This window comes from Nocardioides sp. GY 10127 (assembly GCF_004919085.1).
GTDB lineage: Bacteria > Actinomycetota > Actinomycetes > Propionibacteriales > Nocardioidaceae > Nocardioides.
Window position 1 is genome coordinate 341110 of record NZ_STGL01000007.1, and the last position, 23797, is coordinate 364906.

Annotated in this window: 22 protein-coding genes; 11 read left to right on the plus strand and 11 right to left on the minus strand. The window is 75.3% G+C overall.

The features are described from left to right. The 4 genes from E8D37_RS14005 to E8D37_RS14020 form a co-directional block, all read right to left on the minus strand. Positions 1-1572 carry a CpaF family protein gene (locus tag E8D37_RS14005; protein WP_240770432.1) on the minus strand — a complete coding sequence of 524 codons (1572 nt, stop codon included), beginning with the start codon at positions 1570-1572 and terminating at the stop codon, positions 1-3. Next, positions 1569-2786 (minus strand): AAA family ATPase, encoded by a 1218-nt coding sequence (locus E8D37_RS14010; protein WP_136570375.1) that lies wholly within the window; start codon positions 2784-2786, stop codon positions 1569-1571. Before E8D37_RS14010 ends, E8D37_RS14005 begins: the two co-directional genes overlap by 4 nt. Before the next feature lie 6 nt (positions 2787-2792). Continuing rightward, positions 2793-3548: a Flp pilus assembly protein CpaB gene (gene cpaB, locus E8D37_RS14015; protein ID WP_168929758.1), complete on the minus strand. Its 756-nt coding sequence runs from the start codon at positions 3546-3548 to the stop codon at positions 2793-2795. Positions 3549-3781: 233 nt separating this feature from the next. After that, positions 3782-5572: an AMP-dependent synthetase/ligase gene (locus E8D37_RS14020; RefSeq protein ID WP_136570377.1), complete on the minus strand. Its 1791-nt coding sequence runs from the start codon at positions 5570-5572 to the stop codon at positions 3782-3784. A 237-nt stretch (positions 5573-5809) separates the two neighbouring features. Between E8D37_RS14020 and E8D37_RS14025 the strand changes: the two genes are divergently transcribed. From E8D37_RS14025 to E8D37_RS14040, 4 genes are all read left to right on the plus strand, one after another. Continuing rightward, positions 5810-6247 carry an SRPBCC family protein gene (locus E8D37_RS14025; protein WP_136570378.1) on the plus strand — a complete coding sequence of 146 codons (438 nt, stop codon included), beginning with the start codon at positions 5810-5812 and terminating at the stop codon, positions 6245-6247. Positions 6248-6392: 145 nt separating this feature from the next. Further along, positions 6393-6959: a hypothetical protein gene (locus E8D37_RS14030; protein ID WP_136570379.1), complete on the plus strand. Its 567-nt coding sequence runs from the start codon at positions 6393-6395 to the stop codon at positions 6957-6959. Beyond that, complete coding sequence (locus tag E8D37_RS14035) at positions 6956-7897, plus strand: ROK family glucokinase (protein WP_136570380.1); 942 nt, start codon at positions 6956-6958, stop codon at positions 7895-7897. The genes E8D37_RS14030 and E8D37_RS14035 overlap by 4 nt, the downstream gene beginning before the upstream one ends. A gap of 4 nt (positions 7898-7901) precedes the next feature. Next, entirely contained in the window at positions 7902-9008 is a 1107-nt protein-coding gene (locus tag E8D37_RS14040) for an ROK family protein (protein WP_240770433.1), read from the plus strand. Here the strand turns inward: E8D37_RS14040 and E8D37_RS14045 are convergent. Beyond that, positions 8941-10188: a hypothetical protein gene (locus E8D37_RS14045; RefSeq protein ID WP_136570381.1), complete on the minus strand. Its 1248-nt coding sequence runs from the start codon at positions 10186-10188 to the stop codon at positions 8941-8943. The two genes, E8D37_RS14040 and E8D37_RS14045, sit on opposite strands and share 68 nt — an antisense overlap. A gap of 4 nt (positions 10189-10192) precedes the next feature. After that, positions 10193-11002: an alpha/beta fold hydrolase gene (locus tag E8D37_RS14050; RefSeq protein WP_240770434.1), complete on the minus strand. Its 810-nt coding sequence runs from the start codon at positions 11000-11002 to the stop codon at positions 10193-10195. Between the two features lie 210 nt (positions 11003-11212). Between E8D37_RS14050 and E8D37_RS14055 the strand changes: the two genes are divergently transcribed. From E8D37_RS14055 to E8D37_RS14065, 3 genes are read left to right on the plus strand one after another with little or no spacing between them, the layout of a single operon-like run. Further along, positions 11213-11944, plus strand: coding sequence for a lysophospholipid acyltransferase family protein (locus E8D37_RS14055; RefSeq protein ID WP_136570382.1), 732 nt, complete (start codon positions 11213-11215; stop codon positions 11942-11944). 31 nt (positions 11945-11975) lie between these two features. Then, positions 11976-12533: a flavin reductase gene (locus E8D37_RS14060; protein ID WP_136570383.1), complete on the plus strand. Its 558-nt coding sequence runs from the start codon at positions 11976-11978 to the stop codon at positions 12531-12533. After that, positions 12530-13435 carry a hypothetical protein gene (locus E8D37_RS14065; RefSeq protein ID WP_240770435.1) on the plus strand — a complete coding sequence of 302 codons (906 nt, stop codon included), beginning with the start codon at positions 12530-12532 and terminating at the stop codon, positions 13433-13435. Before E8D37_RS14060 ends, E8D37_RS14065 begins: the two co-directional genes overlap by 4 nt. A 44-nt stretch (positions 13436-13479) precedes the next feature. Here the strand turns inward: E8D37_RS14065 and E8D37_RS14070 are convergent, their stop codons facing one another. After that, positions 13480-14223, minus strand: coding sequence for a hypothetical protein (locus E8D37_RS14070; protein ID WP_136570384.1), 744 nt, complete (start codon positions 14221-14223; stop codon positions 13480-13482). A gap of 5 nt (positions 14224-14228) precedes the next feature. Then, the gene (locus E8D37_RS14075) at positions 14229-15047 is read right to left on the minus strand and encodes a DUF1028 domain-containing protein (RefSeq protein WP_136570385.1); all 819 of its coding nucleotides are present in this window, start codon (positions 15045-15047) and stop codon (positions 14229-14231) included. Positions 15048-15124: 77 nt separating this feature from the next. Here E8D37_RS14075 and E8D37_RS14080 point away from each other — a divergent pair, with 77 nt between their 5' ends. From E8D37_RS14080 to E8D37_RS14090, 3 genes are all read left to right on the plus strand, one after another. Then, complete coding sequence (locus tag E8D37_RS14080; protein WP_276606497.1) at positions 15125-16477, plus strand: 3-deoxy-7-phosphoheptulonate synthase class II; 1353 nt, start codon at positions 15125-15127, stop codon at positions 16475-16477. Between the two features lie 93 nt (positions 16478-16570). Next, on the plus strand, positions 16571-17563 hold the full coding sequence (locus tag E8D37_RS14085) for a GntG family PLP-dependent aldolase (protein ID WP_136570386.1): 993 nt from the start codon (positions 16571-16573) through the stop codon (positions 17561-17563). A 49-nt stretch (positions 17564-17612) separates the two neighbouring features. Continuing rightward, entirely contained in the window at positions 17613-18527 is a 915-nt protein-coding gene (locus tag E8D37_RS14090; protein WP_136570387.1) for a deoxyribonuclease IV, read from the plus strand. 115 nt (positions 18528-18642) lie between these two features. On the opposite strand, the gene E8D37_RS14095 is transcribed toward E8D37_RS14090, so the two are convergent. After that, positions 18643-19815: an FIST N-terminal domain-containing protein gene (locus tag E8D37_RS14095; RefSeq protein WP_168929759.1), complete on the minus strand. Its 1173-nt coding sequence runs from the start codon at positions 19813-19815 to the stop codon at positions 18643-18645. Positions 19816-19918: 103 nt separating this feature from the next. After that, positions 19919-20122, minus strand: coding sequence for a hypothetical protein (locus E8D37_RS19910; protein ID WP_168929760.1), 204 nt, complete (start codon positions 20120-20122; stop codon positions 19919-19921). A gap of 189 nt (positions 20123-20311) precedes the next feature. On the opposite strand from E8D37_RS19910, the gene E8D37_RS14100 reads away from it, so the two are divergent. After that, positions 20312-21655, plus strand: coding sequence for an MFS transporter (locus E8D37_RS14100; RefSeq protein ID WP_240770436.1), 1344 nt, complete (start codon positions 20312-20314; stop codon positions 21653-21655). Here E8D37_RS14100 and pknB read toward each other — a convergent pair. After that, positions 21652-23724: a Stk1 family PASTA domain-containing Ser/Thr kinase gene (gene pknB, locus E8D37_RS14105; RefSeq protein ID WP_240770437.1), complete on the minus strand. Its 2073-nt coding sequence runs from the start codon at positions 23722-23724 to the stop codon at positions 21652-21654. The two genes, E8D37_RS14100 and pknB, sit on opposite strands and share 4 nt — an antisense overlap. Positions 23725-23797: the final 73 nt, after the last annotated feature.

Consider the following 23797-nt stretch of genomic DNA (forward strand, 5'->3'; position numbering starts at 1 on the left):
TCAGCCCTGGCCAGGGACGAACGTCAGCGGGTCCACCGTCACGTTCGCGGCGGCGAGCTTGTCGAGGAACTTCGGGCGCAGCCCCGTCGCCCGCAGCGACCCGAGCGAGCGTCCGTCGGCGTCGAAGCCGGCGGAGGAGTCCCAGGTGAAGACGTCCTGGAGGGTGACGACCTCGCCCTCCATCCGCTCCACCTCCGTCACGTGGGTGATGCGACGCGTCCCGTCCTTGAAGCGGGTCTGGTGCACGACGAGGTCCACGGCCGAGGCCATCTGCTCCCGGATCGCGCGGACCGGCAGGTCCATGCCCGCCATCAGCACCATCGTCTCCAGCCGGGCGAGGGTGTCGCGCGGGCCGTTCGAGTGCAGCGTGCAGATGGAGCCGTCGTGGCCGGTGTTCATCGCCTGCAGCATGTCGAGGGCGGAGGCGTCGCGGACCTCGCCGACGATGATCCGGTCCGGGCGCATGCGCAGGCTGTTGCGCACCAGGTCCCGGATGGTCACCTCGCCACGGCCCTCGATGTTGGCCGGCCGCGACTCCAGCCGGACGACGTGCGCCTGCTTGAGCTGGAGCTCGGCGGCGTCCTCGATGGTCACGATCCGCTCGTCGTCGGGGATGAAGGAGGAGAGGACGTTGAGGGTCGTCGTCTTCCCGGCGCCGGTGGAGCCGGAGACGATGACGTTGAGCCGGCCGCGCACGCAGGCCCGCAGGAAGTCCGCGGCACCGGCCGAGAGCGTGCCCGAGGCCACCAGGTCGGCCACCTCCAGGGCGTCGGTGGAGAACTTGCGGATCGTGAGCGCCGACCCGTCCACGGCGAGCGGCGGGACGACGGCGTTGACCCGGCTCCCGTCGGGCAGTCGCGCGTCGACCATGGGGGAGGCCTCGTCCACGCGGCGGCCGATACGGGAGACGATCTTGTCGATGACCCGACGCAGGTGGGCCTCGTCGACGAACCGCGCCGGCACCGGCTCCAGCCGGCCGGATCGCTCGACCCAGATGTCGCTGGCACCGTTGACCATCACCTCGGCGACCGAGGGGTCGCGCAGGAACGGCTCGATGGGGCCCAGGCCGAGGATGTCGTCGGTGATCTCCTGGGTGACGCGGCGCCGGTCGGCCGAGGAGAGCGGCTGGTCCTGGCGCGCGAGCACCTCGGCGAGGACGTCGCGGACCCGCTGGTCCAGCTCGTCGGAGTCCAGGTCGGAGTCGTAGAGCTGGGGGCCGAGCTGGCGCAGGAGCTCGCTGTGGACGCTGGTCTTGAGGTCCTCCAGCCGGTCGCGCTGCTCGCCGCCGAGCCGCTGGCTGCGCACGTCGGCCAGCGAGCGGGTCTGGGGGGTGCCGGTCACCGCGCCGACCACCTCCTGGGCGGCGAACTCGCCGGGCCGCGGGCCGAGGCCCGACAGCGCCGGGGTCGTGCGCTCGGCCGGTGGTGCCTGGACGATCGTCGCGTCCGGCGCCGCGTGGGACCCGGCGTCCGGCACGGTCCCGGGCATGGTCCCGGGCTCGGTCCCGGGCTCGCCGGGCTCCTCGGCCTGCGCCCGCCTGGCGGCGGCCAACCGGTCGGACAGGCTGCTCATCGACGCCTCCGGAAGAGACCGAGGCCGCGGGGGCGTTCCTCGGGCGGCCAGGGGGAGTCCTCGACCGGTCGGTCGGGACGCGCGCCCGGCGCCTGGCCCTGCGGCCGGTCCAGCGGCTCGCCCAGCACGACGGCCGCGGTGCTGACCACGGTGCGCGAGACCTCGTGGCGCGGGTCGGAGAGGACGATCGGCGTGCCGCTGTTGGTGGCGGCCGCGACCTCCACGGCGCTGGGCAGCCGGGCGGCGGTGGGCATGCCCAGGATCGACTCCACCTTCTCGGGGCCGAGCCCCACCGCGTCGTCCGCCCGGTTGAGGACCAGGTGCCGGTGCCCCTCCGCGATCCGGAGCATGTCCATCGTCTCGAGCGCGACCTTGACGTTCTTCAGCGTGGGGACGTCGAGAGTGGCCACGACGACGCACTCGTCGGTCTCGTCGAGGGCGGCGAGGACCTGCTCGTCGAAGGCCGGCGCGGTGTCGACGACGATGACGTCGAAGCCCGTGCGCAGGACGCCGAGGGTCTTGGCCACCAGCGCGGGCGTGACCCGCTCCCGCACGTCCGGGTGGGTGGGTGCCGCCAGCACCTGCACGCTGCTGGGGTGCCGGGTCATCAGCCCCTCGAGCTGGGCCAGGTCGAGGCTCGCCTCGCTGCCCACGGCGTGCTCGATGGAGTGGGTGGGGAAGAGCTGCATCGTGATGGCCACGTCGCCGAAGGCGAGGTCCAGGTCGACGAGGCAGACCTTGCGGCGGCCGCCCTCGGCCAGCGCCATCGCCAGGTTCACGGCGAGCGTGGTCTTGCCGACCCCGCCCTTGGGGGAGAACACCGTGACGACGCGTCCCTGCTGGGCCACGCCCTCGCCGCGCAGCGCCGCGAACACCTGGCGGGCCCGCTCGGCGGAGGCCCGCAGGCTGCCGGTCTCGGCCACGGGCACGACGTCCCGGGCGCCGGCCTTCATGGCCTGGCCCAGCACCAGGGCGTCGAGGTCGTGGCGCACCAGGACGACGTGGAGCAGCGGCCGGGAGGTGGCGAGCCTGCTGCAGGCGTCGAGGCACGCGGCGACGTCGAGGTGCGGCCCGAGCACGAGGAGGTACTCCTCGGGGTGCTCGGCGAGGTAGGCGTGCATCCGCTCCAGCACGTCCACGGCCTGCGATCCGGCGGGCAGCTGCTCGAGCAGCGAGGTGATGGTGGCGGTGTCGGAGTCGACGACGAGGGGCATGACGGGTCAGCCCTTGCCGAAGAGGTTGTCCGGCGTGACGGCCGACCCGTTGCCGACCTTGGAGTCGTCGGTCAGCAGCGCGAAGGCGAGCTCGCCCTGCTGCTGGGCCAGCAGCACCCGCTGGGCCTGACGCTGGTCGACCGAGAGCGTGATGAGCGTGCGCGGCAGCTCCTCGGTGGTCTCCTCCTGGCCGCCGTCCGAGCTCGTCGTGGTCGTCGTCGTGGTGGTCGGGGTGGTCGACCCGACGGCGATGACGCTGACCCGGGGGAGGAGGACGCGGGAGAAGGCGGCGCGGGTGCCGTCGTCGGCCACGGTGACGAGCACCGCGACCTCGGAGCCGGGCTCGACGAAGCCCGCCACCCGTGCGGGGTCGGTGAGGTTGACCGAGATCGCCATCTCGCCGTCGTCGGTGATCTGGAGGCTGGTGGCCGAGAGGTCGGCGGTCGTGCCCAGGCGCTGGGGGACGACCTGCTCGCCGGGGTAGAGGTCGGTGAGCGTCACCTGGTCGGCGGAGGCCTGGGAGACGTCCGTGAGGGCGCCGGCGATCACCTGGGCCGCGGGGACCTCCTGCACCGCGAGGCTGGCGCTCGCGGCGGTGAGGCTGGTGCCGGCCGGGATGGTCTGGGTGACGACGAGGACGGGCCGGGTGTCGTACCTGGCGTCCGCGCGCTGGTCCGCGCCGCGGACGTACAGCATGGCGAGCAGGGCGCCGAGGACCGCGAGGACCGCAGCGGCCGCGAGCAGCAGCCGACGTCGAGCCATGGGGAGCCTTTCCGCAGACCGCCGAGCCGGTCGTGGTGAGGGGGTGGGGGGACGGGCCACCCTGAGAAGTGCCCGCCCGGGCATCGTAGGGCGGCGTCCTGGCTCCCTGGACCCCTTTGTCGCCCCGTCCGGCCAACCGTGACCGCTCGTCTCCCCGGCATGGTCACACCGGGCCGGGTGGGACTAGTCCGTCCGGGCGGTGCGCCCCGCCCGGACCCCCGGACCCGCAGGCCTCAGCGGTAGAGCTCCTCCACGTCGCGGTGCACCTCGCGCATGACGACGGCGCGCTTGAGCTTCATGCTCGGCGTGAGCTGCCCGCCCTCCTCGGTCCACTCGTCGGCCAGGACGGCGAACTTGCGGATGGACTCGGCGTGGGAGACGGCGAGGTTGGCCTCGTCCACGGCTCCCTGGAGCTCGGCGTGCAGCTCGGGGTCCGCCACGAGCGAGTCCGGGTCGGGGCGCTTGCCGTGGTCCGCGGCCCAGCGCGGCAGCGACTCGCGGTCGAGGGTGATGAGCGCGGCGATGAAGGGCTTCTGGTCGCCGACGACGACGCACTGGTCGATCAGCGGGTGCTGGCGCAGCCGGTCCTCGAGCACGGCCGGGGCGACGTTCTTGCCGCCGGCGGTCACGATGATCTCCTTCTTGCGGCCGGTGATCCTCACGAAGCCCTCGGCGTCGATCTCGCCGATGTCGCCGGAACGGAACCAGCCGTCGGCGTCCAGGACCTCCCGGGTCGCCTCGGCGTTGTGCCAGTAGCCGCTGAACACCTGGTCGCCGCGCCACAGCAGCTCCCCGTCGTCCGCGACCTTCACGCTGGTGCCCTGGAAGGGGCGGCCGACCGTGCCGATGCGGATCGCCCCGGGCAGGTTGGCGGCGAGCGCGGCCGTGGTCTCGGTGAGGCCGTAGCCCTCGAGCACGGTGAGCCCGAGCCCGCGGAAGAAGTGCGAGAGGCGCTCGCCCAGCGGGGCGCCGCCCGAGATCGCGTAGCGGCAGCGGCCACCGAGCGCGGTGCGGAGCTTGGTGTAGACCAGCCGGTCGAACAGGGCGTGGGTGAGCCGCAGCCGCAGGCCGGGGCCACCGTGGTCCAGCGACTCGGAGTAGGCGATCGCGGTCGCGGCGGCCCGCGCGAAGATGGCGCCGCGGCCCTCGGAGTACGCCTTCTGCGAGGCGCCGTTGAACACCTTCTCGAACACGCGGGGCACGGCCAGGATGAACGTCGGGCGGAACTCCGCCAGGTCGGCCATCAGGTTCTTCACGTCGGGGGAGTGGCCCAGCCGGGCCCGGCTCATCACGCAGCCGACCTGGATGATCCGGGCGAAGACGTGGGCCAGCGGGAGGAAGAGCAGCGTGGCCGCGTCCTCCTCGGAGAAGAGGTCCTCCAGCTCGCCCGTGGCGACCCCCAGCTCGTAGAGGAAGTTGCCGTGGGTGAGGGCGCAGCCCTTGGGGCGGCCGGTGGTGCCCGAGGTGTAGACGATGGTGGCCACGGTGTCGGGGCCGAGCTGCTCGCGGCGGCGCTCGAGCGACTCGTCGGCCACGGTGCGGCCGAGGTGCTCGAGCTCCGCGACCGCGCCGGACTCGATCGTCCAGACGTGGTCGAGCGCCGGCAGCTCCTCGCGGATGCCGGCCACGAGCGCGGCGTGCTGCTGGGTCTCCACCAGCACCGCCCGGGCCCCGGAGTCGCTGAGGATCCAGGTGACCTGCTCGGCGGAGGACGTCTCGTAGACCGGCACCGTCACCGCGCCCGCGAACCAGGCCGCGTAGTCCAGCAGCGTCCACTCGAAGCGGGTCTTCGACATGATCGCGACCCGGTCGCCGGGCTGGACACCGGCGGCGACGAGACCGCGGGCGGCGGCCCGGACCTCCTCGAGGAACTGCGTCGAGGTGACGTCCTCCCAGGCCCGGTCCGCGCCGCGCCGGGAGAACAGCGCGGCCTGCGGCGCCTCCTGCGCGTTGCGCAGGACGGCCTGCGTGAGGTCGGTGTCGGAGCCGAGGGCGAGGGTCAGCGGGTGGTGGTACTCACGCACGGCGCGCCTCCGGGCTGGGTGCCTCGGAGCTGGCGAGGGCCGGGACGTCGTCGAAGGTGCGCACGTCGCGCACGCTACCGCGATCGGCGGGCCCCCGTCGGCACCCCCGTCGGGGGACCCCTGATCTAGTACGCTGCCGACGCGCCGTCGGTCGTGACCTGCGGCCCCTCCGGGACGGCCCCGGGGGAGGGCGCCTCGTGACGGCCCGCCGACGGGCCGAGGGAGCAGGGAGACCCGGTGGCTGAGCAGACCACGTCGTCCATCGTCGTCGAGGCCCCGCCCGCCGACGTCATGGCCGTCATCGCCGACTTCGAGTCCTACCCCGGCTGGGCCAAGGGGATGACCCGCGTGGAGGTCCGCTCCACCCAGGCCGACGGCCGCGCCAGCGAGGTCTTCTTCGCGGTCGACGTCTCCCCGATCAAGGACGAGTACACGCTCCACTACACGTGGGACGGGGACCGCGAGGTCCGCTGGACGCTCGTGGAGGGCGGGATGCTCAAGGCCCTCGACGGCGCCTACGAGCTGCGCGAGGTCGCCGCGGGCACCGAGGTGACCTACCGGCTCGCCCTCGACGTCTCGCTGCCGCTCATCGGCATGGTCAAGCGCAAGGGCGAGAAGATCCTCATCGACTCCGCGCTCAAGGGTCTGAAGAAGCGCGTCGAGTCCGGCGCCTGAGGCCGCGGGGCGCGCGGCTCGGCAGCGAGCCGCAGCGCTCGTCCCGGGAACGCCCCAGCGGGTCGGCGAGCACAGCTACGAACACGGCCAGAAGCACAGCGGGAAGCACAGCGAGAAGCACAGCGAGAAGCACGGGGAGGACGCGGTGAGCACCGCCCAGGGGGGTCCGGCACCCGAGCCGGACGACGAGGTCGGGACCCTGGCCGAGGAGGCCGTCAAGCTCTTCGCCGTGCTCAGCGACCTCTCCCGGCCGGGTGCCTCCCGGCCCGGCCCAGCCGCCGACGACCCGCAGCCCGCGGAGCACCGGGCCCCGCAGGGCGGTCCCGGTCCCGGGGCCGGCGGGGGTGCCGGTGGGGGTGCCGGTGGTGGCGCGCCCCACGGTGCCCACGAGTGCGTGGCGTGGTGCCCGGTGTGTCGCGGCGCCGACCTCGTCCGGCACGTCACCCCCGAGGTACGGGCGCACCTGGTGCAGGCCGCCTCGTCGCTGCTCGCCGCGGCGGCCGCCTTCGTCGCTCCGCCGGCCCCGGCCCCGGGCGCCCGAGCGGGCTCCCCGGCGGGCTCCCCGGCGGGTCCTGCGCCGTCCTCTGACCGGACCGACGCGGCGTCGGAGGAACCTTGCGTGGAAGATGGTCCCGAGGGCTCCGCGCCGGGCCCGCACCGCGAGACCACCCACAGCCCCGCCCCCGGGGCTCCCCACGAGGAGGACCAGTGACCCTGACCTGCGGCATCGACGTCGGAGGAACCAAGATCCTCGGAGGCGTCGTCGACCCCGAGGGCACGATCCTCACCGAGCTGCGGGTGGACTCCCCGGCGTCCGACCCCGCTGCCATCGAGGCCGCCATCGCCGGCCTCGTCAAGGCGCTGGCCGCCCAGCACGAGGTCACCGCCGTCGGCGTCGGCGCCGCCGGCTACGTGGACAAGGCCCGCTCCAACGTCATGTTCGCGCCCAACATCGCCTGGCGCGACGTCCCGATGCGGGCCGAGCTCGAGGCCGAGCTGGGTCTGCCCGTCGTCGTCGAGAACGACGCCAACGCGGCGGCCTGGGGCGAGTTCCGCTTCGGCGCCGGCGAGGACGTCGACGACCTGCTGCTCGTCACCGTCGGCACGGGCGTGGGCGGTGGCCTCGTCCTCGACGGGGAGCTCTACCGCGGCGCCTTCGGCGTCGGTGCCGAGATCGGCCACATGCGCATGGTGCCCGGCGGCGTGCTCTGCGGCTGCGGCAACCGCGGCTGCTTCGAGCAGTACGCCTCGGGCTCCGCGCTCGTGCGCGAGGCCCGGGACGCCGCTCGCGGCGGCTCCCTGCTGGCCCGCACCCTGCTCGACATGGCCGGCGGCGAGGTGGATCGGATCACCGGTCCGCTCGTCACGCAGGCCGCCCAGGCGGGCGACCCCTTCTCCATCGAGCAGCTGGCCGACCTCGGCCGCTGGCTCGGCGAGGGCATCGCCTCGCTCACGGCCGTGCTGGACCCCGGCGCCGTCGTCATCGGCGGCGGCGTGAGCGAGGCCGGCGAGCTGCTGCTGGACCCGATCCGTCGCGGCTTCCACGCCCAGCTCACGGGCCGCGGCCACCGGCCCGAGCTCACCATCCGCAAGGCCGAGCTCGGCAACCGCGCGGGCCTCATCGGCGCCGCGGACCTCGCGCGGCGGTGACCCGGTGCCCCTGACCGGCCCGGGCGCCGGGCTGCGGCCCGTCGTCATCGGGGTCGACGTCGGTGGCACGAAGGTGATGGCGGCCGAGGTGGCGCCCGACGGGAGCGTCGTGTCCGTCGCCCACGCCTCGACGCCCGGACGTCGCGTGGAGGTCGAGCTGGTCGAGGCGGCGCTCACCGCCGCGGTCACCGAGGTGGCCGCCGGTCGCCGGGTGGCCGGCGTGGGCCTGGCCGCGGCCGGCTTCGTCGACTCCGCGGGGGAGCGGGTCATGTTCGCCCCCCACCTGCCGTGGCGCGGCCACCAGGTGCGGGCGCGGCTCGCCGAGCGGTGGCAGGTGCCGGTCTTCCTCGACAACGACGCCAACTGCGCGGCCCGCGCCGAGACCGACTACGGCGCCGCCGTCGGTGCCGACGACGCCCTGGTCATCACGCTGGGCACCGGCATCGGCGGGGCGGTCGTGCTCGACGGCGTCCTGCACCGCGGCCGCAACGGCATGGCCGGCGAGTTCGGTCACGCCCAGGTCGTGCCCGGCGGCCGGGGCTGCGAGTGCGGCGGCTCGGGGTGCTGGGAGCAGTACTGCTCCGGCAACGCGCTGCGCCGCCACGTCCGCGCCTCGCTGGAGGCCGGCCTCGCCGCTGCGGCGCTCCTGGGCCTGGCCGGCGGCGACCCGGAGGCCGTCACCGGCCCCATGATCACCGAGGCCGCCCGGCTGGGCGATCCCGCGTGCCTGGCCGCCTACGCCGAGGTCGGGCGCTGGCTCGGGGTGGGCACGGCGAACCTCGTCGCCGCGTTCGACCCCGAGGTCGTCGTCATCGGCGGTGGCGTGTCCGCGGCGGGGGACCTGCTCCTCGAGCCCGCGCGGCGGGCACTGGCGGAGTCGCTCGTCGGCGGCCAGGACCGGGTGGTCCCGCCGCTCCTGCGCGCCAGCTTCGGCCCGGAGGCCGGGGTGGTCGGCGCGGCCAGCATGGTCCGCGAGGGCCTGGGCCGTGGGGCGCGGCCGCGCCTCGGCGGCCGGCTGGCCGGCGCGGCGGCGGCCAACCGGGCTACAGCCGCGAGCCGTCGTCCCAGGGGTCGCGCGGCTCGCGGGGCATCCTCGCGACGAGGTAGATGAACCCGCCGACGAACCAGCCGACCAGCAGGTAGCCGACGAGGCTCGGCAGGCCGAAGCCGGTCAGCAGCACCGCCAGCAGCACCAGCGGCGACCCGATGACGCCGACCCACGCGATCGCGCGGTCGGGCTCGGGCCGCGGCAGGGGCGGCGTGGACGGCGGGACGAAGCGGTCCTCGGGGTCGTCCTGCGGTGCGGGGGAGGCCTCGGCCCAGTCGCCCCACCCGTCGTCGGGCGTGGCGGGGGGAGCGTCCTCGGCGTGGGGACGGCGACGGCCGCGACCCCAGCGGCCCCGGCGGGGCTCCCGCTGCTCGGCGGCGATCGCGGCCCACTCGGCCTCGAGCTCCGCGAGCTCGGGGTGCGGCTCGGTCAGGGGGTCCGTCCGGGCGTCGGCCGCAGGCTCCACCGAGGGCTGCTCGGCGGGCTGCCCCTGGCCCTGGTCCTGGGCCTGGTCGGCCGGCTGCCCCGGGACGGGCGGCGGGGGAGGCGCGGCGGCCCAGTCGGGGGCCGTGGCCGCCCGGGCGTCGGCCGCGTCGGCCGGCTCCGCCGGCTGGTCGGGGTCGGGGTCGGGGTCGGGGTCGGGGTCAGGGTCACCCTGGTCGAGCGAGTCCGGCCCGTGCTGCTGCGAGGTGGCGCTGAAGGACACCTCGGCCAGTGGCATGGCGTCGGAGGACGGCAGGTCCTCGGCGCCGGGGCCGGCCACCGGCGGGTACGGCCCGTCCCCGGCGGGCTCCTGCGCGGACGCGGTCGGCGGCGTGGCCGGGGAAGTGGGGGCAGCCGGGGGAGCCGGCGCCACCGGGGCTGCCGGGTCGGAGATCTCGGGCAGCGGCGTGCTCGCGCGGGGCGGCTCCGCCGCGGGGGCGGGCGGCTCGGGCTCACGCTCGTCGAAGAGGTGCGCGTCGGGGTCCGAGATGGGTGGGCGGCGCGCCCGGGCCTCGCGGGCCTCGCGCTCCTGGCGGCGCTGCTCGATCCGTCGCAGGTCGTCGGCGGTGACGTCCTCGCCGGCGAGGCCCTGCGCGGTGCCCGTGCCCTCGCCGCGGCCGTCGGCCCTGTCCTCGAGGGGCTGCGCGGCCGACTCGGCACCCGTGTCGGCGTCGGCGTCGGAGGTCAGGTCGGCCCGCTCACCGTAGTTGTCCACGATGAGGCGCCACGCCTTGTCGTCGTCCTCGCTCCAGCCGCCCACGGGGTCAGCGTAGGCGGTCCGGTGCCCTGTCGGGCAGCGCCTCGACGAAGTGGATCGTCTCGTCGACGATCAGCGGCAGGTCGTGGTCCAGCGTCGCCACGTGCAGGCTGTCCGGCAGGGCGACGCGGGTGACGGGCCCACCCACCCGCGCGGTGATGACGGCCTCGCTGCTGGCGTCGACGACGTGGTCGACGTCGGAGCGCAGGTAGAGCAGCGGCGCCGTGACCCGGGGGAGGTCGCGCCGCAACGGTCCCCACGCCCGCATCATCGAGTGGGCCGCCCGCAGCGGCGTGCGGGTGTAGCCGTGCTCGGTCACGCCCTCCTTCGCGATGTCGTCGGCGATCCCGGGGAACGAGCCGACCAGGTGCTTGAGGACGGGCAGGGCGAGGACGTCCTTGCGGGTGGTCGCCACCGCGGGGTTCACCACCACGACCCCGTCGACCTCCTCCGGCCGGTCGGCCGCCAGCCTCAGCACCAGGGCGCCGCCCATGGACAGCCCTGCGGCCACGACGACGTCGCAGGACGCCCGGAGGCGCGCGTGGGCCTCGAGGACCGTGGCGTACCACTGCTCCCACGTCGTGGTGTTGCAGTCCTGCCACGTCGTGCCGTGGCCGGGCAGCCTCGGCACCTCCACGGCCCAGCCCCGCTCCGCCAGCGCGTCGGCCCAGGGACGCATCGAGGCGGGCTGGCCCGTGAAGCCGTGCTGGAGCAGGACGCCGACGCGGCGCGCGCCGTCGGCGGGCCGGGGCGGCACCGACAGCGGGCTCGCCAGGGGGTGGACGGGCACGGGCAGGTCGGACGTGTCGTGGCTCACGGTCGCATCCTGGCGCACCCGGCGGCACCGGTGAAGAGGGTCCACCTGCACCCCACCTGCCCCCCACCTGCCCCCGACCTGCACCCGACCTGCACCCGACCTGCACCAAGGGGCGCTGTGGCGCCCGGGCGGTTCTGCAATAGGGTGCCTCGCAGTGGCGGCCGGAGCCCGGGTCCCGTCACCTCGACACGGCTCGGCGGAGGTGCGCGGATGTTCTACTGGTTCCTCAAGTGGATCGCCCTGGGGCCGTTCCTGCGCGTCGTCTTCCGCCCCAAGGTCTCGGGCGCGGACCACGTGCCGCTCGAGGGCCCCGCGATCCTCGCGAGCAACCACCTCTCCTACGCGGACTGGCTGTTCATGCCGCTCACGCTGCCCCGCCGCGTCACGTTCGTGGCCAAGGCGGAGTACTTCACCGGCACGGGCATCAAGGGCTGGCTCCAGAAGACGTTCTTCTCCGGCTCGGGCCAGGTGCCGATCGACCGCTCGGGCGCCGACGCCGCGGCCGGCGCGATGCTGTCGGCCAAGCGCGTGCTCGCCGAGGGCGGCCTCTTCGGCATCTACCCGGAGGGGACCCGCAGCCACGACGGCCGGCTCTACCGGGGCAAGACCGGCGTCGCCCGGCTCGCGCTCGAGACCGGCGTCCCCGTCGTCCCCGTCGCGGTCGTCGGCACGGACGTCGTGGCGCCCCCGGGCAAGAAATTCGGCGAGTTCACCCGCCCCGTCGTCCGGTTCGGCGAGCCGCTCGACTTCAGCCGCTACGAGGGCCTCGCCAACGACCGCTACATCCTCCGCTCGGTGACCGACGAGATCATGTACGAGATCATGCGGCTCTCCGGTCAGGAGTACGTCGACATGTACGCCACCCGCGCCAAGGAGGAGGCCAAGAAGGCCGAGGCCGAGGCCGCGATCGAGGCCGCGCACGAGCAGCGGAAGGCCTCCTGAGCCCTGCCGTGACGCCCCCTGGCCCAGCCTCGTGACGATCCACTCCACGCACCCCTTCGCGGACGCCGAGCCCGACCCGGTCCGGCGGTTCCGTGGCCGCCTCGGCGGGAGCGTGACGCTGTGGTGCGCGGGCACCGGCGCGACGCGCGCCGGGCTCACCGTCACCTCGCTGCTCGTCGCGAACGGCGAGCCGCCCCGGGTCGTGGCCGTCCTGGACCCGGACGCCGACCTCACCCTCGAGCTCCAGGACGCCGGCCTCGCGGCCGTGTCCCTCCTGGCCTGGCGCCACCGGCAGCTGGCGGAGGTCTTCGCCGGCCTCGCGCCCTCGCCGGGCGGTCCGTTCCGGGCCGCCGAGTTCACCGACACCGCCTGGGGGCCGCGGCCGCTGCGCACGCTCGGCTGGGCCGGGCTCCGGCTGGAGTCGACGCGCGAGCTGGGCTGGTCCCTGGAGGTCACCTGCCTCCTCGAGCACGCCGAGGTGGAGGACGCCGGCCCCGAGATGACCGGGGGGCCGGACGGTGCCGGGCCCGAGAGCGCAGGGCTGGCGCACCGGCGTGGCCGCTACCTCGGCTGGCCGGACCCGCGGTGAGCGACGAGCCCGACCGGCCCGAGCAGGCGCTGCTCGTCCACGCCGAGGGCCTCTACGGGCTGCCGCTGGGGGACTTCACCGGGGCGCGGGACGCGCTCGTGCGCGAGCACCGCGGCACGGACCTGGCGGCCGGCCTCAAGGCGCTGCGCAAGCCGTCGACCGCCGCGTGGGTCGTCAACCTGCTGGTGCGCCGCGAGACCGAGCAGGTCGAGCAGGTGCTGGGTCTCGGCGAGGCGCTGCGGCAGGCGCAGGCGACCTTCTCCGGCGACGCCCTGCGCGACCTCACCCGGCAGCGCCGCCAGCTCGTCGCGGCGGTCACCACCACCGCCCGCCGGCGCGCGCGGGAGGAGGGGCTGCGGGTCACCGAGGCGGTGGCCGTGCAGGTCGAGTCGACCCTCACCGCCGCCATGGTGGACGCCGGGTGCGCGGACGCCGTGCGCAGCGGCCTGCTGGTCGCGGCACTGGCCACCACCGGGCTCGACGACGTCGACCCGGCCGCCGCGGTGGCCCTGCCCGCGGCGCTCGGGCACCGCGCCGCCCCGGTGGCACCGCCGGTGCCGGAGCGGCCCGTGCTCCACGTCGTCCCGGACCCCGACGCGGACGCGAAGGCCCGCCGGGCCGCCGAGGACGCCCTGGAGGAGGCCGAGGAGGCCCTGGCGGCGGTCGAGGCCGAGCACGGCCGCGCCGAGGAGGACGTGGCCCGGCTCAACGCCCGGGCGATGGAGCTGGCCGCGCAGCTCGACGAGGTGCGCCGCCGCGCGGCCGAGCTGGAGGCCGAGGCGGACGAGGTCGACGCCGACCTCGAGGAGGCCGAGGACGTGCGGGACGAGCAGGCCGTGCTGCTCCAGGACGCCACCGCGGAGCGGGACGCCGCCCGGGCGGCGCTGGAGAAGCTGGGCTGAACCCGCCCCCTCACCTCTCCGGGGCGGCGCACGTCAGGGGCCCGTCAGGCACCCGGCGCGGTGAGCGCGGCCGCCGCTGCGTCCAGCGCGGGGTCGGCGAGCCCGGCCCGGGGGAGGAGCGCCGTCACCAGCAGCGGGTGCCCGGCGAGCGCGCTCGCGTCGGTGCGCACCCGGGGCCGCTGGTCGAGCAGCGGCAGGGCCTCGACCGGTGCGCCGGGCAGGTCCCGGCGCAGCGCGGGCACCGTCACGTGCTCCACGCCGCGGGTGGCGCGGGCCAGGAGCCAGGTGGCGGGGTCACCGACCACGTAGCGCTCCCCGTCGACCTCGGACCAGGTGCGCGGGGCGTGGGCCGCCCACCAGGCGGCGCCGACGGTCCAGGGGCTGCCGTCAGGGACCGACAGCAGCGCGGGCAGCGGGGCGCCGAGCGTCTCCTCGTCCCACACGCAGAGGACGTCCCCGTCGACGGCGATCCCGGTGGCCAGAGCACCGCCGGCGAGGGGCGGCACCCCCGGAGCCGTGGCCGCGCCCGACGCCAGCACCTCGCGCAGCACGGCGTCGGTCTCGCGCAGGAGCACGTCGAGCCCCAGCACCGTGGCGCCGTCCTCCTGCCGTGCGGCCAGGGGCCGGGTGCAGCGCGCCACCGCGCTCCCACCGGCCGTCAGGACCGCGGTCACCGCGTCCCGCGCCAGGTCGAGTCCCAGCACGAGGCCCGGATCGAGGCCCGGGTCGAGGCTGGGGTCGAGGTTGGGGTCGAGGTCCGGGGAGGCAGGACGAGGAGCGGGGACCACCGCGCTCAGGCGTCCTCGCCGCGCACGATCGCGAGCACGCGGCGGTCGACCCAGGAGAAGTCGTCCGCGACCCGCATCTCGAAGTTCTCGCAGCCGACCCAGGCGGCCAGGTCGGGGTGCCCGGCGGCGATGGCGTGCGCCAGGAGCTCGGCCTCGAGCTCGGCGGTCATCGCCACCTTCTCCTCCTCCGCCGACGCGGTGAGGTAGAGGTCGTTGAGGTCGAGCAGGCGGGCGAGCTCGGGGACGGGGGTCGCGTGGTCGTCGACGCGCAGGTCCACCGCGACGTCGTCGTTCCCGCCGTAGCCTGCCTCCTCGCGCACCACGAAGAGCGCGGCCGACTGCCGGCCGCGGCGGTCGCCGCCCGCCTCGTCGCCGGCGGTGAGCGCGGCGAGCAGCCGGCGGGCCAGGGGGGCCTCGGGGTCGGCGAGGAAGGCGGCCTCCATCGCGGCGACGACCTCGGGCCCGGTGAGGACGTTGCCCTGGATCGCGTAGCCCTCGCCGGTGGTGCCGCCCGCCCAGTCCAGGCAGGCCGAGCCGGTGTGCGTGACGGCGCCGCCGTCGACGTCCACGAGCCCGACCTGGCGGTCCTCGCGGCCCTCGTCCTCCTCCAGCAGCGTGGCGAGGGCGACCTCGGCGGTGGCCCCCTCGGCGAGGTGGGAGAGGGCGAGGCCCTTGTAGGCGACGTTCGCCGCGGCCTGCGTCGCGATGGCGCCGACCCCGGCCACGGCCGCCGGCACGGCGCTGCCCACGGCGAGGAACTTGCTGGCGACGGCGACGCCCCAGGACTCGCCGTCGGCGGAGCGGGCCACGATCGAGAAGGTCATGGTCGGACCCTACTGGCGCCCCGTCCGCGATCCGTCGCGATGCCGGGGCGTCCGCTCCTCCCGCGTACGCTTGCGGGGTGACGATCCCCACCCTCGACGCCCTGCACGCCATGGGCGCCAAGCAGCAGCCCACGTACCCGGACGCGGAGGCGCTGAGCAGCGCCGTCGCGCGCCTGCGCACGATGCCGCCGCTCGTCTTTGCCGGTGAGTGCGACGACCTCACCGCCAAGATGGCCGCGGTGACCCGCGGCGAGGCCTTCCTGCTCCAGGGTGGCGACTGCGCCGAGACCTTCGACGGCGTGACCGCCGACAACGTCCGCAACAAGCTGCGCACCCTGCTCCAGATGGCCGTCGTCCTCACCTACGCCGGCTCCGTGCCCGTGGTGAAGCTGGGCCGCCTGGCCGGCCAGTACGCCAAGCCGCGCTCCTCCGACATGGAGACCCGCACCGTCGACGGTCGGGACGTGACCCTCCCGGCCTACCGCGGCGACGCGGTCAACGGCTTCGACTTCACGCCCGAGTCCCGCATCCCGGACCCGCAGCGCCTCCTGGACGTCTACAACGCCTCGGCTGCCACGCTCAACCTCGTCCGCGCCTTCGTCACCGGCGGCTACGCGGACCTGCGCCAGGTGCACACCTGGAACACCGACTTCGTGAAGTCCTCGCCCGCCGGGCAGCGCTACGAGGCCACGGCCCACGAGATCGACAAGGCCCTCGCCTTCATGTCGGCCATCGGCGCCGACCCCGAGGAGCTGCGCCGCGTCGACTTCTACTCCAGCCACGAGGCGCTCCTCATGGAGTACGAGCACGCGATGACCCGCGTCGACTCGCGCACCCAGGGCAACTACAACGTCTCCGGCCACTTCGTGTGGATCGGCGAGCGCACCCGCGACCTCGACGGCGCGCACGTGGAGTACTTCCGCCACCTGCGCAACCCCATCGGCTGCAAGCTGGGCCCGACGGCGACGGCCGACGACGCGCTCGCGCTGGCCGCCAAGCTCAACCCGCAGAACGAGGCCGGCCGCCTCACCTTCATCACCCGCTTCGGCGCCGACAAGGTCCGCGACGGCCTGCCGTCGCTGGTCGAGAAGGTCACCGCCGAGGGCGTCCAGGTGGCGTGGGTCTGCGACCCGATGCACGGCAACACCTTCACCTCCTCCACCGGATACAAGACCCGTCGCTTCGACGACGTCATCGACGAGGTGCAGGGCTTCTTCGACGTCCACCGCGCGCTGGGCACCTGGGCCGGCGGCATCCTGGTCGAGATGACCGGCGACGACGTCACCGAGTGCATCGGCGGCGGCGAGGAGCTCGACGAGCAGGGCCTCGCGCACCGCTACGAGTCGGTCGTCGACCCGCGCCTGAACCGCGTGCAGTCGCTCGAGCTGGCCTACCTGGTCGCCGAGATGCTGCGGGTCCAGTCCGCCTGAGCCGCACCCGGCACGCGACGCCCCGTCCCTCCCGCCCACCGGCGGGCGGGGGCGGGGCGTCGTCGCGTGCGGCCCCGGTGTGAGGATGGACGCGTGATCGACCTGCGCTCCGACACCCTCACCCGTCCCACCGCCGCGATGCGGTCCGCGATGGCCGCGGCCGAGGTCGGGGACGACGTCTACGGGGAGGACCCGACGGTCGCCGCCCTGGAGGAGCGGGTGGCCGGGATGTTCGGCCACGAGGCCGCGGTGTTCACCCCGACCGGGTCGATGGCCAATGTCCTGGCCGTGGCCTCCGTGGTGGAGCCCGGCCGCGAGGTGCTGTGCGAGGCGAGCGCGCACATCGCGCGCGCCGAGCTCGGCGCCCACGGTGCGATCACGGGCGTCACCATGCGCACCTGGCGGCACCCGTCCGGCGGGGTCGACCACGAGGCGCTCGCCGAGATGCTGGCCCCGGACATGGGGCCGTACTTCGTCACCACGGCCGCGGTCTCCGTGGAGAACACCCACAACTTCGCCGGCGGCACCGTGAGCCCGATCGAGGACCTGCGTCGCCTGCGTTCCTTCGCGGACGCCGCGGGGGTGGCCGTGCACGTGGACGGCGCCCGGCTCTGGAACGCCCACGTGGCCACCGGGACCCCGCTCGAGGAGTACGGCGCGGTCGCCGACGTGCTCGCCGTCTGCCTCTCCAAGGGCCTCGGCGCGCCCATCGGCTCGCTCATGGTCGGCTCGGCCGAGGCCGTCGCGCAGGCGCGGGTGCGTCGCAAGCGGCTGGGCGGCGGGATGCGTCAGGTCGGCATCCTCGCCGCGGCCGGCCTGCACGCCCTCGACCACCACGTGGACCGGCTCGCTGACGACCACGCCCACGCCGCGCTCCTGGCCGAGGCCCTCGGGGTGGACCCGGCGGACGCCCCCACCAACATCGTCGTCGCGCAGCGCCCCGACGCGCCCGCCTTCGTCGCCCGCGCCGCCGAGGCCGGGGTGCGGATCTCGGCGGTCGGCCCGCGCACGGTCCGCGCGGTCACCCACCTCGACGTCAGTCGCTCGGACGCCGAGCGGGCGGCCGTCGTCCTCGCCTCCCTCTGAGCCTGCCCGCGGTTTCGGGCGGGCCCGGGCCACGGGGGAGACTGCGCGCATGAGCCTGAGCAGCGCCGAGCAGTCCCGCCGCAACCCGATCGGCACCCACGTCACCGTGGGCAAGGGCCTGGCCAGCGGCGCCCTCGCGGACGCCGAGCGCCTGGGGGCGGAGACGATCCAGGTGTTCGTCGGCAACCCGCGCGGCTGGGCGCTGTCGGAGGGCAAGCCGGCCGAGGACGCGGCCTTCCGGGAGCGGACCGCGGCCGCCGGCATGCGGACGTTCATCCACACCCCGTACCTGGTCAACCTGGGCTCGCCGACCCCGGCGACCTACGAGAAGTCAGTCGCGGTGGTGGCGCACAACCTGCGCCGCGCGGCCGAGATCGGGGCCGAGGGCGTGGTCGTGCACACCGGCTCGTTCGTGGACGCCGACCCGGAGGGCAGCGCCGAGAAGCTCGCGGTGGCGATGCGCCAGGTGCGCGAGGGGCTGCTGCCGGTGCTGGAGGCGCTGGAGGACACCGCGGACGGCCCGGCCCCGTGGCTGCTGCTCGAGCCGACCGCCGGCCAGGGACGCTCGCTGTGCGCCGGGGTCGACGACCTGGAGCCCTACCTGGGGGCGCTGGACCTGCACCCCCGGGTCGGCGTCTGCCTCGACACCTGCCACGTCTTCGCCGCGGGCGCGCCGCTGGACGAGGCGGGCGGGGCCGCCGCGGCCGTGGAGCGGATCGAGGAGATCGGCGGGCCTGGCCGGCTCCGGCTGGTGCACGCCAACGACTCGATGGACGTGCGGGGTGCGTTCAAGGACCGGCACCAGCGCATCGGCGAGGGCTTCATCGGCGAGGCCGCGTTCGCGGAGCTCTTCGCCCACCCCTCGCTGGACGGGGTGCCGTTCGTGCTCGAGACCCCCGGGAGCCGGGAGGACGTCCGCGACCTGGAGCTGCTGAAGAAGCTGCGCGAGCAGGCGCTCGGCTGAGCGCCTGCTCGGCGACGTGCAGCGGCCCGGCCGCGCTGCTCCACGCGGCCGGGCCGGTTGTGCTTCCGGACCGGGCACCGTCCCGGGGACCCGGCGCCGGAAGGGGTCAGACCGATCAGCCGAAGACGAGTCCGGTGAGGGTCTGGTTCATGTGGCCCATCCAGGTCTCCCCGTAGGTGTGGAAACCGGCGGCCGGGACGCCCGCGAAGATGCCGCGGAAGTCGCCGTGCGCGTTCTGGGCGTCGAGGTCCAGGCGGCGCAGGATGCAGTTGAACAGCAGGGCGCCGGACACGGCGCCGCCGAGCTCGGCGGTGGTGGCCTCCACCGCGTTGCGGGTCTCCCCGACGATGTCGGTGGAGTCGAGGACCTCGACCTGCATGCCCTCGAGGATCTCGCAGTAGAACTTGATGCCGCCGCCCTCGACGGCCTGCTGCGGGCTGCGGACGAACGGCTTGCCGTCCATCATCAGGCCGAGCGGGTGGCGCATGAACTGCTCCGAGCCCACCTCGTCGGGCCGGCAGCCCACGGCCTCGGCGTAGGCCTCGACGGCCGGGCGGCCGTCCAGCTCCCACACGGTGCGGGTGGCCGGGTCGGCCTTGGTGACCGTGACGGTCTTGTCGAACGTCCGGAAGGACGAGGTGCGCACGACGCTGAACGGGACGGCGGAGTCGATGAGCACCAGGGCGGCACCGTGGGTGGAGACGGCGTCGCCGACGCTGACCCAGGTCTCGGCGAAGGCGAGGTCGTCGCCGGCGGAGCCGCCGACCACGTTGAGCAGCGGGGCGGCGTTGCCGAGGGCCGCGTTCACGGCCTCCTCGTCACCGTGCATGCCGTCGACGAGCAGGACGCCGACCCACTGGTGCGGGTCCAGGTCGCGCAGCGGGCCGACCTCGGCCTCGAGGGAGGCCACGCCGGCCTCGACGCCCTCGCGGACGCCGCCGGAGAGGTCCATCAGCACCGAGACGGTGCGACGGGCGCTGGAGGCGGGCAGGGCGAAGGCGGAGAGGCCACCGGTGCTGCCGGAGACCTGGCTGAACTCGCCGGCGGTCGAGCAGCCGGCGACGTGGGCGCCGGGGAAGGCGGCGGAGAGGGGGCCGGCGACGTCGGCGGCGGCGTGGGCGGCGGAGGCGAAGAACCACACGGCGGCGGCGTCGCGCTCGCCGAGGCCGGCCTTGAGCTGCTCGACGACGGAGGCGGTGGCGTCAGCGGCCACACCGGTGGCGTGGGCGGAGGCGGAGGGGGCGCCGGGAGTGCGGGACTCGCTGGTGGCGGGGACGGTCTGGGTCACGAGGGCTCCTCGAAGAGTGTGGGGGTGGGACGGCGCGACTTGGGGGCGGGCGCCGGGTGGGCCGGGCCGGACGGGCCGGCGCCGGGAGGGCTGGGGGCCTGGCTCAGGCCGCGTAGCCCATCTCGGAGAGGACGGAGCGGACGCTGCCCAGCAGGGCGGCGTCGCCTGCCTGGTCCGGGCGGATGGCCTTGAGGTTGACGCCGGTGCGCAGCAGGACGCGGGTGCAGACGGGGCTGAGCATGAGCTCGCGTCCGGCGAACTGGGACTGGAGGTCCTGGTAGAGGCCTTCGAGGTTCGAGGCGGCCATGTGTTCTCCTCGGCGGTGAGGTGGTGGGGGTGACACCTCTCCTCTCGGCGCGGCGAGGAGCCTCCTGCATGAAGGCTGCGTGAAGATCCCGATCGGAAGTCGGGCGGAGGACCTGAGGATTCGGGCCGGAGGTCCTTCAGTAGTATCTTGACATCAAGATACTTGATGTCAGGACGACGTGGAGGTCGCATGAGCGAGCAGCAGGACCCGCCGCCCGGGCCGTCCGGACACCTGCGCCGGTGGCGCGACCGCCTGCTCTCGGACGACCCGCTCATCCGTGCCATGAGCTACCAGTCGGTGCTCTCCGCGTTCGCGGAGGGCGCGTTCCTCACCGGCTCCGCCGTGTACTTCACCCGCATCGTCGGGCTCAGCGCCGCCCAGGTCGGTCTCGGCCTCACCGTGGCCGGGGTGGTCACGTTCCTCGCGGCCGTCCCCCTCGGTCGCGCCGCGGACCGCGTGGGCACCCGGCGCACGTGGATCGTCGGCAGCGCGCTCCAGGCCCTCGTGTTCGCGGCCTGGCTGCTGGCCGGCTCCTTCGCCGCCTTCCTCGTCGTGACCATCGCCCTCGAGCTGGCCGAGACGTGGGCGCGCTCCGGTCGCAACGCCTACCGCTTCGCGGTCTTCCCGCCCGACGCGCGGGTCCGCTCGCTGGCCTACATGCGGGCCGCCCGCAACGTGGGCTACAGCCTCGGCGCGCTGGCCGGCGGGCTCGCCCTGGCGTGGCCCTCGCTGGCCCTCGTCCACGCCCTGCCGCTGGCCACCGCGCTCCTGCTCGGGCTCAACACGGTGTTCGTGGCCCGGCTGCCCTCCGTCGACGAGCCGGGCCGGGACCGCGCCCGTGCGGCCCGCTCGGCCGCCCCCGAGGCGGGTCCGCTGCGCGCCTGGCTGTCGCGGCGTCCGCGCGACCCGCGCAGCGCGCTGGCCAACCGCCCCTTCCTCGTCGCCAGCGTCGCCGACGGCGTCCTGGCCAGCCACCAGGTGCTCCTCAACGTGGTGGTGCCGCTGTGGCTCGTGCAGGAGACCGACGCCCCGCGCGAGCTGCTCGCCTGGCTCTTCGGCACGAACACGGTGCTGGCGGTGGCGCTCCAGGTGGCCGCCTCGCGCGGGGTGGCGGACGTGGCCAGCTCGCTGCGCGTGGAGCGGTGGGGCGCCGCGTGCCTGCTCGGCTCGTTCGCCGTGCTGCTCGTGACCCACTCGACCGTGGGCTGGGTGACGATCGTGCTCATGTGGGTCGGGCACGTCACGATCACGGGCTCGGAGCTGTGGCAGTCGGCCGGCCAGTGGGGCCTCCAGGCCGAGCTGTCCGACCCGGACCGTCGCGGCGACTACCAGGGCGTCGCGCAGCTCGGCTACACGATGGGCAACGTCTGGGCCCCGGCGGTCTTCACGTGGCTGACCATGGAGCAGGGCCCGTGGGGGTGGGGCGTCCTCGCCCTCGTCGTCCTGGTCGCGATCCTGGTCCTCCACCCGGCCGCGCACGCGGCGCAGCGGCACCTGGCTCGCGTCGCCTCGCCCGCCCGGCCGGGCCTCTAGATGACGAAGACGACGACGGTGCTGCCCTTGGCGAGCATCGTGCCGCCGGAGGGGTCGGTGCGGTAGACGAAGCCGAGCCCGAGGTAGTCGGAGACCTTGTGGACCTCGACGACGAACCCGGCGTCCTGGAGCGTCTGCGTGGCGGCGTCGATGCCCTGGGCGCGGACGTTGGGCACCTCGACGAGCTCCGGGCCCAGCGAGACGGTGAGGGAGACGGTGTCGCCGCGGAACAGCGTGCCGCCCTCGGGCGACTGGGACACGACGTCGCCCTCCGGCACGGTGTCGTCGTAGACCGAGGCCGAGGCGTCCACCTCCAGGCCGCGCGCCTCCAGGCGCCTCGTCGCCACGTCGGCGTCCCGGCCCACCCAGCTGCCCACCTCGATCGGCCGGCGGCCGCGGCTGACCACGAGGTCCACCCGGGCCCCGGCCCGCAGCACCGTGCCGGCGTCGGGGTCGGTGGACACGACGGCGCCCTTGGCGACCGTCTCGGACCAGCGGCGGGTGACGTCGCCGACCTCGAGGCCGGTCGCCTCGAGGGCCGCGCGGGCCCGGGCGAGCGTCCTGCCCGTGACGTCGGGGGTCGGGTACTCCTCGACGCCGAGGGAGACGACGATCTCGACGGTGGAGCCGGGCAGCCGGCGGGCCCCGGCGCCCGGGTCCTCGGAGACGACGTGGCCCTTGTCGACGGTGTCGCTGTAGACGGCGTCACCGAGTTGCACCTCGAAGCCGGCGTCCTCCAGCGTGGCCACGGCGTCGGCCCGGGGCTGGCCGAGGACGGCGGGGACCGAGGCGTACCTCGCCCACCCGAACCACCAGGCACCCGAGGCCACGCCGACGGCGAGCAGCAGGGCCAGCACCAGCAGGACGAGCCCGCGACGGCGGCGTCGGGGCCGCGAGCGGTGGGCGCGCCGTGGCTCGGCCGGCTGCGCCCGGAAGGGCTCAGGGACCCGGGTGTCGAGCGGCTCGGGGGCCAGGACGAGGGGTGCCCCGGCCGCGCCGACGGCCGCGGGGGAGAGCGCCGCGACCTGCGTGAGCTCCTCGGGCTCCAGCAGCTGCGGGGAGGAGTCGTCGAGCCGGTGCTCGGCGGGGTCCGGGACGTGGCCGCCGAAGGCCAGCGGCACGGTGCCGGCGACGACGGGGGTGAGGTCGCGGGTCAGCTCCTCGTCGCTGCCCACGCCCTCGCCCAGCGCCTGGGCGACCCGGTGCAGGTGGTGCAGCAGCACGCCCGCGTCCGCGGGGCGCTGCGAGCGGTCCCGGGCGGTGGCCCGGGCCACGAGCGCGTCGACGTAGTCGGGCAGGCCGGGGACCAGCACGGACGGGGCGGGCACGTCGGTGTGGACGTGCTGGTAGGCCACCTGGATCGGGGAGTCGCCCTCGTGCGGCTTGCGCCCGGTGAGCAGCTCGTAGAGCACGACGCCGACCGCGTAGACGTCCACCCGCGCGTCGCTGCGGCCCTCGGAGACCAGCTCCGGGGCCAGGTAGGAGACGGTGCCGATGAGCACGCCGCCCGTGGCGGTGTGCTGGGTGTCGGTGCCCACCGCCTTGGCCAGGCCGAAGTCGGCGACCTTGACCTGCGCGTCGGTCGAGGAGATCAGCACGTTCTCCGGCTTGACGTCGCGGTGCACCACGCCGGCGCGGTGGGCGGCGGCGAGGGCCGAGACCACCGGCTCGAGGAGCGCCAGCGCCCGCGTCGGCGACATCGGCGCCTCCTGCCGGATCACCTCGCGCAGGGTCGGCCCGCGGACGAGCTCCATGGCCAGGAACAGCACGCCGTCGTCGTCCCCCTGGTCGTGGACCGCCACGACGTGCGGGTGGGAGAGCCGGGCGGCCGCCCGCGCCTCGCGCACGAAGCGGGCGGCGAACGCCTCGTCGTCGCCCAGGCCGACGCGCATGACCTTGACGGCCACGGTGCGCTCCAGGCGCAGGTCCAGGGCCTCGTAGACGGTGGCCATGCCGCCCCGGGCCAGCGGCGCGTCGATCCGGTACCGGCCGTCGAGGACGCGGCCCAGCAGCGGGTCGGAGGGGCCTCGCGGCGGGGTCGGCCCGGAGGGCTGGACCTCGTCCGTCACCTCGACCTCCTGGGCTGCTCTGCGCGGGCGCGCTCGCGCGGCTGCGCGCGGGCTCACGGAGGCGTCATCGTAG